Consider the following 12,664-nt stretch of genomic DNA (forward strand, 5'->3'; position numbering starts at 1 on the left):
CATACGCACGTATATAACACGAGCCACGGCATTTGCCGTGGCTCATTTATTTTAGCCGCCTGCCAGTTTGACTTTCATACCTTTGGCTTCCAGCAGAGATTTAATTAAATCACGTTTATCACCCTGGATTTCAATAATGCCGTCTTTCACGGCACCGCCGCAGCCACATTTCTTTTTCAGTTCGGCTGCCAGCGCTGTCAGTTCAGCATCATCAAGGTCAATGCCGGAGATAAGACAAACCCCTTTTCCTTTTCGTCCACTGGTCTGGCGCTGGATCCGAACAATGCCGTCCCCCTTTGGACGTTCCACTTTCGCTTTCGGTTCGTCAATACGCCCGCTATCGGTTGAATAGACCAGGCGGCTGTTGGAATCGGTCATTACGCCCCCTTCTTCAGCGATGCGTTAATAGCCTTAAGCGTCTCAGCCGGGTTTGCAGACTGCGTCACCGGACGCCCAATGACCATGTAGTCAACGCCTGCAGCCAGCGCCTGCTCAGGCGTCATAATGCGGCGCTGATCGCCCACGTCGCTGCCTGCAGGACGGATACCCGGCGTGACGAGTTTAAAATCCTTGCCCAGCGCTGATTTGAAACGTACCGCTTCCTGCGCGGAGCAGACGACGCCATCCAGGCCGCAATGCTGGGTCAGACGCGCGAGGCGCTCAGCGTGCTCTGCTGGTGACAACGTCACACCCAGGTCGCGTAAATCGTTTTCGTCCATACTGGTCAGCACGGTGACCGCAATCAGCAACGGTGCATCTTTACCGAACGGCAGGAGCGCCTCACGGGCAGCGGTCATCATTCTTGCCCCACCCGACGCGTGGACATTAACCATCCATACGCCCAGTTCTGCGGCTGCGGCAACGGCGTGCGCCGTGGTATTCGGGATATCATGGAATTTCAGATCGAGGAAAACGTCAAAGCCGCGCTGCTGCAGATCGCGAACGATTTGCGGTCCAAACAGCGTGAACATCTCTTTGCCAACTTTCAGACGGCAGTCGCGAGGGTCAATGCCGTCGACAAACGCCAGTGCAGCGTCACGCTTATTGTAATCAAGCGCAACAACAACAGGAGAATCCGTAATTACTCGGGAAGTGGAGGATGTAACAGACGTCATGACCAGCCCTTTTCGTCTATGGGCGCGCAGCGGCGCGGAACAGATAAACGGCCAGCATTCTACCTGCCGTCGTCGCAAATTGACAGAATCCATTTATTTCCCTGACAGGCCAGCAAACCGCACGGTGTTGAGAAAGCGTTAAAAGCCACCAGTATGTTGTAACTAAAATAAAGGCTTTTAAAAAATTACTGCCCGTCCAGGCCACGGATTGGCTTGATAGTGGACCAGGCGCGGCAGGAAGGACAGTGCCAGTAGAGCGTATACGCGGTAAAACCACACTTCTGACAACGATAGCGTGGCTTGCTGCGCACCTGCTCGCCAACCATGTCGCGCAGCACCATCAGGCTCTCTTTGGCGCGCCCTTCTTCCGCGTCGTTAAGGTGGTAATCCATCAGCTTATGGAAGACCCGCATGGTCGGATGACGCTGCAGCTGACGCGTAATGTAAACCTGCGCGGTGTCGCTTCCCTCATACTTCTCAACGACGTCTGAGAGCATCAGTTCAGCGGTGGCGCCGGTGTTCTCTTCCACGCAGCGACGCAGGAATGCTACCCACTCTTCCTGCTTATCCAGCTGCTGATAGCAGGTTTGCAGCATTTCCAGCGTTTCACTGACCAGCTCTTTGTCCTGGTCGATCACCCGCAGCAGGCTTTCAACGGCTTTGGCGTAGTCGCCATTCGCCATAAAAACGCGCCCCATCATGATGGAGATTCGCGCGCTGTTGCGGTCCGCGGCAGCACCTTTCTTCAGTAACGCCATGGCTTTATCCATGTCGTCATTGCCCATCTGCTGAAGCGCAAGCTCACAGTAGAAATGGGCTATCTCAACGCGCTGCTTATCTTTCCCCAGCTTCACCAGACGTTCAGCCGTATCAATGGCTTTCTGCCAGTCGCTGGTGGCCTGATAAATCTGCAGGAGCTGCTGCAGCGCGCCGATGCGGAACTCTGTTTCATCCACCAGCTGGGAGAACATATCTTCAGCACGATCGTACAACCCCGCGGCCATGTAATCCCGCCCCAGCTGTTGCACTGCAAGTAGACGTTGATCGTAGGTCAGAGAGGCGCTTTCCATCAGCGTCTGGTGAATACGAATGGCGCGGTCAACCTCGCCGCGAGAGCGGAAGAGGTTTCCCAAGGTGAGATGCGCTTCAACCGTCCCGGTATCCTCTTTCAGCATATCGAGGAACAGGTCTACCGCTTTGTCCTGCTGATTGCTCAGGAGGAAGTTTACCCCCGCAACGTAGTCGCGGGAGAGCCGATTGGCCTCATCCTGTTTTGTTTGTTGCGCACTTCTGCGGCCCATATACCAGCCATAGGCTGCGGCTACAGGCAAAAGCAGAAACAACAACTCCAGCATAGTCGATTATTCCTTCACGACCGGCACGCCAGAGCTTTCCGGGATGTCAGACGCAGGGGCAATGTTATTTTCAAGTCGCTTAATTTTACGTTCAGCGCGCGCAAGCGAAACACGGACTTTCAGCCAGAACAGACCGCAAACCAGCCAGCCAATGGCAAAGCCGGCAGCAAATAAGACCGCCAGCAGGCTCGAGACGCGATACTCACCCTGAGCCAGCAGATAGTTAAACGTCACCTGCTGATCGTTTTGTGCACCCAACGTGACTGAAATGACAAAAATCGCCAATACCAGTAAGAAAATGAGTAAATATTTCACATTACTTCCCGTTATGTGGTTCAAGCGAATAAAGTGTGTTCAATTCACCGCAATCAGCCTTATAAACTACCATTTTAGCGACGAGCGCGAAACGGAAAAAGTGACGCGCAGGTCATGGATCTATGGGCAAAATACGGAATATCAACCGTCAGGCGTCGGTTTGGTCCCTTTCGGCTATTTCTGCTTTCTCTTCTGGCGGTGGAGTTAGCGGGCCGCAGAATCGTTCAGTGAGCCAGGTCGCCAGCACGATCAGCAACCATGAGATGAGCGTGGCGACGACCAGGTCGCGCGGCCAGTGCATCCCCAGCAGCAAGCGGCTTCCCATAACCCCCGTCGCCCAGACCAGTAAAATCGCGATCGTAATCGTTCGACGCCTAGGCCAAAGCAGCCCAACCCCCAGCAACGCCCAGCTGGCCGCAAACATGGTGTGACCCGAAGGAAACGCGAACCCCGTCTCTTTCTGCCAGTGTTTACGCAAGAATTTCGGGATATCCTGCTGTTCCGCAAGCTGTTCTTTTACCAGCGCGCCACGATCTTTACGCTTTAAATTGTAGAACTCATCCACCGGAACATGATGGGTTTTTTCCAGCCAGACGACAAAAGGACGCGGCTCCTGAACGCGATCTTTCACCCAGGACTTCACCCCCTGACCGACAATGATAGCGCCACCGAGGATAGCAAAGAGCATCAGTGCCGCACGCAGGCGAAAGCGCAGGCACCACAGAAACCAGGCGCACAGGAGTACGTGGGTAATTATTCCCCATGGCTGGGTGACCGTTTCCGTTATCCAGTATAAGGTTTTCAGCCACATGGCATTATGCCCGGGCTGCCACATCCAGCCTGAAAGCCATACGGTCAGAGGCATAATCAGTAAAATGGCCGCACCTGCTGCCGTACGTCTGGCGATTGAAAGCATGTCTTCTCCTTTTTCGCTAAGCGTCACAATCATAACTGAAATTAATCCTTTGGGTGGATATGTCGGATCGTGCGTTTAACGTTCATATAGCATGGTGCCCATTAGGCGAACCTGCTGAGCTTGTGGCAAAATGAACTGATACAGAAAGCAAAACAGGGCAAAGGCACGAAACGTGTCAGCCTACTCTGGAGAATCACATGCAGCTTAAACGTGTGGCAGAAGCCAAACTGCCAACCCCCTGGGGCGATTTCCTGATGGTGGGTTTTGAAGAACTGGCAACCGGACAGGATCATGTCGCGCTGGTGTATGGCGACATTTCAGGGCAGACGCCGGTGCTGTCCCGCGTCCATTCAGAGTGTCTCACCGGCGACGCGCTGTTCAGCCTGCGCTGTGATTGTGGTTTCCAGCTGGAAGCCGCCCTGTCTCATATTGCAGAAGAAGGCCGCGGCGTGCTGCTTTATCACCGTCAGGAAGGTCGTAATATAGGCCTGCTAAATAAAATTCGCGCCTACGCGCTTCAGGATCAGGGCTACGATACGGTTGAAGCAAACCATCAGCTCGGCTTTGCCGCTGACGAACGCGACTTCACCTTGTGCGCCGATATGTTCAAGCTGCTGGGCGTGGACGAAGTTCGCCTGCTGACCAATAACCCGAAAAAAGTGGAGATCCTGACCGAAGCGGGGATCAACATCGTCGAGCGTGTACCGCTGATTGTCGGCCGTAACCCGAAAAACGCCCACTACCTTGATACCAAAGCCGCCAAAATGGGCCATCTGCTGAAAGAGTGATGCTAAAAAGCCCGGCACGGGTGCCGGGCTCGTATCATCAATCCAGCATATTACGAATCACATAATGTAAAATGCCGTCGTTCTGGTAATAGGTCAGCTCGGTTGCCGTATCTATACGGCACCGGCAATCCAGCACCTCGGTTTTCCCGTCTGCACGGGTTAACTTCACCGGCACCGTTTTACCCGGCTGCAGGCTTTGCAGACCGCTAATCTCAATCAGCTCTTCCCCGGTCAGGCCCAGCGTTTTACGCGTCACGCCCTGCGGGAACTCAAGCGGCAGGATCCCCATACCGATCAGATTCGAACGGTGAATACGTTCGAACGATTCGGCGATGACCACGCGAACGCCAAGCAGACGCGGACCTTTCGCCGCCCAGTCGCGGCTGGAGCCGGAACCGTACTCTTTCCCGGCGATCACCGCCAGCGGCGTACCTTCCTGCTGATATTTGACCGCCGCATCATAAATCGACACGACTTCCGTCCCCGGCAGATGACGGGTCATGCCCCCTTCCACGCCTGGTACCATTTCGTTACGAATGCGGATGTTGGCAAAGGTCCCGCGCATCATCACCTCATGGTTGCCGCGACGCGATCCGTAGGAGTTAAAATCGCGACGCTCGACGCCCCGGCTCTGCAGGTAACGGCCCGCCGGGCTATCGGCTTTGATACTCCCCGCAGGAGAGATATGGTCCGTCGTGACGGAATCTCCCAGCATCGCCAGGATGCGCGCGCCGTGGATATCCTTAAGCGGTGCCGGCTCGGCCAGCATCTCATCAAAGAATGGCGACAGACGAATATAGGTCGAGTCATCCTGCCAGCCATAGGTATCCGAACCTGCAATGTTGATGGCTTTCCATTCCGGCGTGCCTTCAAAGACTTCCGCGTATTCTTTACGGAACATCTCGGTAGAAACCTTCTCAACGGCCAGCGCGATTTCACGCGATGATGGCCAAATATCTTTCAGGTAGACAGGGTCATTCTTGCGATCGTGACCAATCGGATCGGTCGCCAGGTTGATATTCATGTTCCCTGCCAGGGCATATGCCACAACCAGCGGCGGCGAGGCGAGCCAGTTGGTTTTCACCAGCGGGTGAATACGCCCTTCAAAGTTTCGGTTACCGGACAGGACCGCGCCTACCGTCAGGTCACCCTGCTTGATCGCCGTTTCAATGGGTTCAGGCAGCGGGCCGGAGTTACCAATACAGGTCGTACAGCCGTAGCCCACGAGGTTAAAGCCCAGTTCGTCAAGGTACGGCGTCAGTTTGGCCTGCGCCAGGTAATCCGATACCACTTTGGAACCCGGTGCCAGCGAGGCCTTGACCCATGGCTGAGGTTTTAGCCCAAGCTCTACCGCCTTTTTAGCCAACAAACCAGCCGCCATTAACACGCTTGGGTTCGAAGTGTTGGTGCAGGAGGTAATGGCTGCAATAACTACCGCGCCATCCGGGAGCTGATACTGATGTCCGTTCAGAACATAGTCTACGGGGCGATGGTCTTTCTGCGCCACGTTCACCTCCAGCGCATTGCTGGCGGCAAAGGCTTTTGGCACGTCACTCAGCGCAACCCGATCCTGCGGACGTTTCGGCCCGGCGAGGCTCGCCTCGACGCTTCCCATATCGAGTTCTAGCGTACTGGTGAAGACCGGTTCATCACCCGGGTTTCGCCACATGCCCTGCGCTTTGGTATAGGCCTCCACCAGCGCGACCTGCTCTTCGCTGCGCCCGCTAAGGCGCATGTATTCCAGCGTGACATCATCAATGGGGAAAAAGCCACAGGTTGCACCGTATTCCGGCGCCATATTGGCAATGGTGGCACGGTCTGCCAGCGGCAGCGAATCCAGACCATCACCGTAGAATTCTACAAACTTGCCCACCACACCATGCTTACGCAGCATCTGAGTGACGGTGAGCACCAGATCGGTGGCAGTAATGCCTTCAGACAGCTTACCGGTAAGCTTGAAGCCCACCACATCAGGAATAAGCATGGACACCGGCTGGCCGAGCATGGCCGCTTCTGCTTCGATACCGCCGACGCCCCAGCCCAACACGCCCAGACCGTTAATCATAGTGGTATGGGAGTCCGTGCCCACCAGCGTGTCCGGATAGGCGACCCACTCTTTATCCTGCAACTCACTCCAGACGGCTTTCCCCAGATATTCAAGGTTAACCTGGTGACAAATACCGGTACCCGGCGGGACCACGCTGAACCGGCTGAACGCCTGCTGTCCCCACTTCAGGAATACATACCGCTCGTGGTTACGTTCCATCTCGAGACGCACGTTCTCGCCAAAGGCGTCATCATCGCCAAAGCGGTCAACGGTTACGGAGTGGTCAATGACAAGGTCAACAGGTGAAAGCGGATTCACTTTTGCCGTATCTCCGCCGAGACGCTTAACGGCCTCGCGCATCGCGGCTAAATCAACGACGGCAGGGACACCGGTAAAGTCCTGCATCAGCACCCTGGCCGGGCGATAGGCGATTTCTCTGTCGGCATGGGCATTTTCAAGCCACCCTGCCAGCGCCTTGATATCATCGAGGGTGACAGAGTCACCGTCCTGCCAGCGCAAAAGATTTTCCAGTAAAACTTTCAATGACTTGGGTAAACGCGAAATGTCCCCAAGCGTTCTGGCAGCCAGCGGCAGGCTGTAGTAATGCCAGGTTTTATTTTCTGCCTGTAATGTGTCCTTACTGGCTTCGCGTAGGGTTAACGACATAAGCTCCTCCTTAATCACAGAGATGCCCCGACAATCATCAGGGCCGTAATTAAAGATAACACAAAGATGTCGTAACGTTTTGATAACAACCCAAATTGATAAATTTAGGATTGGTCCCGAACGGGAAAACAAAAAACCCCGCCGTAGCGAGGTTTTACAATTTAGTGGAGGGCCAACCAGATGAGCTGACTCCAGAACAGAATCGACACGGTAAAAACGCCGATCCATGACCAGTATTTGTGAGACGTCATGTTATTCATCATAGGGACACCAGGCATTATTTATAAAAAGTTCCGAGGTTTGTCCTCAGTGCTATATTGCTGATGTGTATTTATTAAAGAGTACAAAAGTGCAGAGTCGATATTCAGACTATTTGCATCATTACGCAATAAACTAAATTATTGTTTTTTGGGTTCGTCTTCTGCGAACACATCAATAAACGCTTGCTGCTGCGGCGTCAGTTTCCAGGACGCGGGTACAACAGTCGCAGGTGCTTTACGCCCTCTGTGGCCGTTGTCACGATGCTGACACATCTGTTTTACCGTTTCTGTACGTACCGTCACTGCCATATTCAACCCCAATATTTCCAGGCCAGGAGAGCAACCACCACCCAAAACAGGGTAGAGACGAGAAAGACCGCCAGCCAGGCTTTACGCTTGAGCGCAGGATCCCTTTGCGGTTCTTCACTTCCTGAAGGCATTGCTAACCTCATACAATCGACATCGCTTATCATTTAGGACCAAACAATTGGTACAATTAATCATCTGTTGAGATAAATCCTAAAGAAACTTTAGCCGAAAAGCCAGTGAATTTACGCACCGGAAGGTATGAAATATTCATTCTTTTGACCAGAAATAAATAATTGAAAAGAAAAATTTGCGAAGGCGTAAATTAGTTTCTACTTTTGTCGCCAATTCACGACATTATAACCTTACTGACTAAATGGATAATGACATTATATGACAGGGGATACGTAGATGATGATAATTCTAATTTAGCTTTGAGGCGTTATTTCGGTATCTTTCCCTTAGGGAAAGATACCGGGTGTGATTATTTTTCGGGGAGTTTGATGTCTTTAAACATCTCTTCAATATCTTCATTTGAGCGTAATGCAACGGCGGTATCAACAACGTCACGCGTTAAATGAGGGGCAAAGCGCTGAATAAAATCATACATATAGCTGCGCAGGAAGGTGCTACGACGGAAGCCAATCTTAGTGGTGCTATGACTGAAAACATCGTGCGCATCAAGACGCACCAGGTCAGGGTCTGACACCGGGTCCACCGCCATGCTGGCAATAACACCCACCCCCAGACCAAGCCGCACATAGGTCTTAATCACGTCGGCATCCGTCGCGGTAAAGACAATTCGCGGCGTTAACCCTGCCCGGTTAAAGGCCGTATCAAGCTCGGAGCGTCCGGTAAAGCCAAACGTATACGTTACCAGGGGATATTGGGCCAGCTCTTCGATAGTGACCGACCCTTTACCTGCCAGTGGGTGATCGGGGGTCACCACGATAGAACGGTTCCAGTGGTAGCACGGGAGCATCACCAGATCGTCATAGAGGTGAAGCGCTTCGGTGGCGATGGCAAAGTCTGCATTCCCCTTGGAAACGGCTTCAGCGATTTGCGTTGGCGACCCCTGGTGCATATGCAAAGAGACGCGAGGATAACGCTCTATAAAGCCTTTGATGACGCCGGGTAACGCATAGCGCGCCTGAGTATGCGTCGTGGCAATATACAGCGAGCCTTTATCAGGCCAGGTATGCTCCCCCGCCACAGACTTAATCGCATCGACTTTAGAGAGGACTTCCCGCGCAATGCGGATGATTTCCTGCCCCGCAGGCGTCACCTGGGTAAGATGCTTACCGCTGCGGGCAAATATCTGGATACCTAGTTCATCCTCCAGCATACGAACTTGTTTGCTGATGCCCGGTTGCGAGGTATACAACCCCTCGGCGGTAGAAGAGACGTTAAGGTTATGATTCACCACCTCAACGATATAACGAAGCTGCTGTAATTTCATGCCAGACCATCCGATTTAGCGCATGCGGTCAATCGCTTAAGACGATTTAATAATAAGAAACAGGTTAACTATAACCACTATATCATTTATAGCCTGACTGTATAGTACGGAACAAAAAATAATAACAAGGCAATAAAAAAGGGCCGGAAATCCGGCCCTTTTACAGGTAAGTTACGGTAAGGGAAGATTATTTCTTGCCTTCAACCCATTTGCCATCGACAAAGAAAGCTGACCATCCCGTCGCTTTACCCTCTTTCTCGGCCGCAACATACTGCTGCTTGGTTTTACGGCTAAACCGCACCACGGTTTTGTTGCCTTCCGGATCCTGCTGTGGCGCATCGGCCAGATAACGCAGTTTCTCAGGCAGACGATCGCGGAAGCGATGCAGCTCTTCCACCAGCGGCGCGCGCGTTTCACGCGATTTCGGGAAGGTGTTGGCGGCGAGGAAGACACCCGCAGCGCCGTCGCGCAGCACGAAGTACGCGTCGGATTTCTCGCACGGCAGCTCTGGCAGCGGAACCGGATCTTCCTTCGGCGGAGCCACTTCACCGTTACGCAGAATTTTGCGCGTGTTTTTACACTCGTCGTTAGTACACGCCATGTACTTACCGAAACGCCCCATTTTCAGGTGCATTTCAGAACCGCACTTCTCACACTCCACAATCGGGCCGTCATAGCCCTTAATGCGGAACTCACCCTCTTCGATCTCATACCCGTCACACGTTGGGTTATTACCGCAGACGTGCAGCTTACGTTTTGGATCGATCAGGTAGCTGTCCATTGCCGTGCCGCATTTCTTGCAGCGGCGTTTGGCACGCAGAGCATTCGTTTCCGCATCGTCACCTTCCAGCACGTTGAGAACTTCGTTCTCTGGCACCAGGTTGATGGTGGTTTTGCAGCGCTCTTTTGGCGACAGCGCATAGCCGGAGCAGCCAAGGAATACGCCCGTCGTGGCAGTACGGATCCCCATCTTGCGACCACAGGTTGGACAGTCGATGCTGGTCAGAACCATCTGGTTAGGCAGCATGCCGCCCTCTTCAGGATCTTTCTCCGCTTTTTCAAGCTGGTCGGTGAAGTCGCTGAAGAAGCTGTCGAGTACCTTTTTCCATTCCGCCTGATGGCTGGCAACCTGGTCGAGGCTGTCTTCCATTTGCGCGGTGAAATCGTAGTTCATCAATTCGCGGAAGTTTGCTTCCAGACGGTCAGTGACGATCTCACCCATTTTTTCCGCATAGAAACGGCGGTTTTCAACGCGCACGTAGCCACGGTCCTGAATCGTCGAGATGATGGACGCGTAGGTCGAAGGACGACCAATACCGCGTTTTTCCAGCTCTTTCACCAGGGACGCTTCACTGAAGCGCGCAGGCGGCTTGGTGAAGTGCTGGGCTGGCACGAGGTCAACCAGCGAGAGTTCATCCCCTTTGTTCACCGCCGGCAGCGTTCGGTCTTCATCGCCTTTACGCAGCGCAGGCATCACTTTCGTCCAGCCGTCAAAACGCAGGATACGACCGCGAGCTTTAAGACGGAACTCACCCGCGCCTACGGTCAGCGTGGTGGAATCGTACTGCGCTGGCGTCATCTGGCACGCCACGAACTGGCGCCAGATCAGCTGATACAGCTTCTGCGCGTCGGCTTCCATATCCTTCAGCGATTCAGCCAGGACAGAGACATCAGAAGGACGAATCGCTTCGTGCGCTTCCTGAGAGTTCTCTTTGCTGGCAAACTGGTTAGCGCTCTCCGGCAGGTATTTCTTACCGAAGTTGTCGCTGATGTAGCCACGCACCATATTGACCGCGTCCTGGCTCAGGTTGGTCGAGTCGGTACGCATGTAGGTGATGTAGCCCGCTTCATACAGACGCTGGGCCATCATCATGGTCTTCTTCACGCCATAACCCAGACGCGTGCTTGCAGCCTGTTGCAGGGTGGAGGTGATAAACGGCGCACCAGGCTTACTGCTGGTCGGTTTGTCTTCACGTTCCAGCACCTGATAGCGTGCCTTTTCAAGCAGCGCCACGGCGGCCATAGTCTGGTCGCGGTTTTCTGGACGGAAAGGCTTATCGTTCTGATGGCTGACCTGCAGCGGCAGAGCGTCACCGCCCGGCGTGGTCACATTGGCGTCAACTTCCCAGAACTCTTCCGGGACGAAGGCTTTAATCTCGCGCTCACGCTCAACGACCAGACGCACGGCGACGGATTGCACACGCCCTGCGGACAGGCCACGGGCAATCTTCTTCCACAGCAGTGGAGAAACCATGTAGCCCACAACGCGGTCCATAAAGCGACGTGCCTGCTGGGCGTTTACACGGTCAATATTCAGTTCGCCCGGCTTCTCAAACGCCTGACGAATCGCATTCTTCGTAATTTCGTTAAACACTACACGGCTGTAGCGTTTGTCATCACCACCAATCACTTCCCGCAGGTGCCACGCAATGGCTTCCCCTTCGCGGTCAAGGTCGGTTGCGAGATAGATGTGGTCTGCTTTTTCAGCAAGCTGCTTCAGCTCGTTAACGACTTTTTCTTTCCCTGGAAGCACTTCATATTGTGCATCCCAGTTATGCCATGGGTTAACACCCATGCGGTTGACAAGCGCGCTACGTTCATCCTTTTTAGGCTTTTTAGCCCCTTTGGTGGAGGTAGAGTCTGCGCTCTTTTTGCTGGCTGAGCCACTGGTCGGCAAATCGCGGATATGACCAACGCTGGACTTAACCACGTAGTCATTACCCAGATACTTATTGATCGTTTTGGCTTTTGCCGGGGACTCAACGATGACGAGAGCTTTACCCATATTCACCTTTACCTAATTTAATTCTTCCAGGAATACGCCGCACGTTGATTTCCCTTCCGCTGACGACGAGCCAATGATATTGCGACTGCGTCAGGAGATATCAACCCCTTTGTCTTACCGGGCGTTAAAGAAAAGACGCCCAGGTGATTGAGTTCTCGGGTATTTTTCTCACATCTCGTGTAATTCGTGACGAATTCCCGGTTGAATGTCAAGCAATTCTGTTGCCAGAATGACGAAAGCGCACACTCTACCTGATAAAATTCGTTACGCAACTTTATTAGCATGCAAAAGCAAATCCCGCCAGCCAGGCCCCTGCAGCTTATCCCCTCACATTACAGGGAAAATTTGCCCCCAAAGCGCCCCCGGCGTAGACTATTGTCACTGTTTAAGGAGTGGATTATGCAGAATACGACCCAACCTATTGACCGAGCCTCTCTGCTTATCGAAGCAAACAAGCTTATCCGTGACCATGAAGATACGCTGGCGGGTATTGAAGCCACCGGCGTAGAACAGCGTAATGGGGTGCTGGTTTTCAGCGGCGAATACTTCCTTGACGAACAGGGGTTGCCGACCCCGAAAAGCACCGCCGTGTTTAACATGTTTAAATATCTGGCGCATACGCTTTCAGAGAAATATCACCTGGTCGATTAAT

Annotated in this window: 13 protein-coding genes; 2 read left to right on the forward strand and 11 right to left on the reverse strand. The window is 53.3% G+C overall.

Annotation, left to right across the window (positions count from 1 at the left end):
• Window positions 1-51: 51 nt before the first annotated feature.
• From yciH to pgpB, 5 genes are all read right to left on the reverse strand, one after another.
• Window positions 52-378, reverse strand: coding sequence for a stress response translation initiation inhibitor YciH (yciH, locus tag AB3N39_RS11570; protein ID WP_115875427.1), 327 nt, complete (start codon window positions 376-378; stop codon window positions 52-54).
• Window positions 378-1,115 carry an orotidine-5'-phosphate decarboxylase gene (gene pyrF / locus AB3N39_RS11575; protein ID WP_023335943.1) on the reverse strand — a complete coding sequence of 246 codons (738 nt, stop codon included), beginning with the start codon at window positions 1,113-1,115 and terminating at the stop codon, window positions 378-380. The genes yciH and pyrF overlap by 1 nt, the downstream gene beginning before the upstream one ends.
• Before the next feature lie 185 nt (window positions 1,116-1,300).
• Window positions 1,301-2,470 (reverse strand): lipopolysaccharide assembly protein LapB, encoded by a 1,170-nt coding sequence (lapB, locus tag AB3N39_RS11580; protein WP_115875429.1) that lies wholly within the window; start codon window positions 2,468-2,470, stop codon window positions 1,301-1,303.
• Window positions 2,471-2,476: 6 nt separating this feature from the next.
• Window positions 2,477-2,785, reverse strand: a complete 309-nt coding sequence (locus tag AB3N39_RS11585) for a LapA family protein (RefSeq protein WP_023312067.1) — start codon at window positions 2,783-2,785, stop codon at window positions 2,477-2,479.
• A 148-nt stretch (window positions 2,786-2,933) separates the two neighbouring features.
• On the reverse strand, window positions 2,934-3,701 hold the full coding sequence (pgpB, locus tag AB3N39_RS11590; protein WP_133294571.1) for a phosphatidylglycerophosphatase B: 768 nt from the start codon (window positions 3,699-3,701) through the stop codon (window positions 2,934-2,936).
• 197 nt (window positions 3,702-3,898) lie between these two features.
• Here pgpB and ribA point away from each other — a divergent pair, with 197 nt between their 5' ends.
• Window positions 3,899-4,489 (forward strand): GTP cyclohydrolase II, encoded by a 591-nt coding sequence (ribA, locus tag AB3N39_RS11595; protein WP_008501210.1) that lies wholly within the window; start codon window positions 3,899-3,901, stop codon window positions 4,487-4,489.
• 37 nt (window positions 4,490-4,526) lie between these two features.
• Here ribA and acnA read toward each other — a convergent pair whose 3' ends face one another.
• The 6 genes from acnA to topA all read right to left on the reverse strand — a co-directional run bounded on the left by acnA (window position 4,527) and on the right by topA (window position 12,012).
• The gene (gene acnA / locus AB3N39_RS11600) at window positions 4,527-7,202 is read right to left on the reverse strand and encodes an aconitate hydratase AcnA (protein ID WP_367896744.1); all 2,676 of its coding nucleotides are present in this window, start codon (window positions 7,200-7,202) and stop codon (window positions 4,527-4,529) included.
• A 161-nt stretch (window positions 7,203-7,363) separates the two neighbouring features.
• Window positions 7,364-7,462 carry a small membrane protein YmiC gene (ymiC, locus tag AB3N39_RS11605; RefSeq protein WP_032623144.1) on the reverse strand — a complete coding sequence of 33 codons (99 nt, stop codon included), beginning with the start codon at window positions 7,460-7,462 and terminating at the stop codon, window positions 7,364-7,366.
• A gap of 138 nt (window positions 7,463-7,600) precedes the next feature.
• Complete coding sequence (locus tag AB3N39_RS11610) at window positions 7,601-7,771, reverse strand: hypothetical protein (RefSeq protein WP_032656727.1); 171 nt, start codon at window positions 7,769-7,771, stop codon at window positions 7,601-7,603.
• 2 nt (window positions 7,772-7,773) lie between these two features.
• Entirely contained in the window at window positions 7,774-7,914 is a 141-nt protein-coding gene (locus tag AB3N39_RS11615; protein WP_213327741.1) for a YmiA family putative membrane protein, read from the reverse strand.
• A gap of 338 nt (window positions 7,915-8,252) precedes the next feature.
• The gene (gene cysB, locus AB3N39_RS11620; RefSeq protein WP_008502814.1) at window positions 8,253-9,227 is read right to left on the reverse strand and encodes an HTH-type transcriptional regulator CysB; all 975 of its coding nucleotides are present in this window, start codon (window positions 9,225-9,227) and stop codon (window positions 8,253-8,255) included.
• A gap of 187 nt (window positions 9,228-9,414) precedes the next feature.
• Window positions 9,415-12,012, reverse strand: coding sequence for a type I DNA topoisomerase (topA, locus tag AB3N39_RS11625; RefSeq protein WP_133294573.1), 2,598 nt, complete (start codon window positions 12,010-12,012; stop codon window positions 9,415-9,417).
• Between the two features lie 399 nt (window positions 12,013-12,411).
• Here topA and AB3N39_RS11630 point away from each other — a divergent pair, with 399 nt between their 5' ends.
• Complete coding sequence (locus AB3N39_RS11630) at window positions 12,412-12,663, forward strand: YciN family protein (RefSeq protein ID WP_003856804.1); 252 nt, start codon at window positions 12,412-12,414, stop codon at window positions 12,661-12,663.
• Window position 12,664 lies beyond the last annotated feature (1 nt).

The organism is Enterobacter vonholyi, assembly GCF_040834095.1.
Classification (GTDB): Bacteria; Pseudomonadota; Gammaproteobacteria; order Enterobacterales; family Enterobacteriaceae; genus Enterobacter; species Enterobacter vonholyi.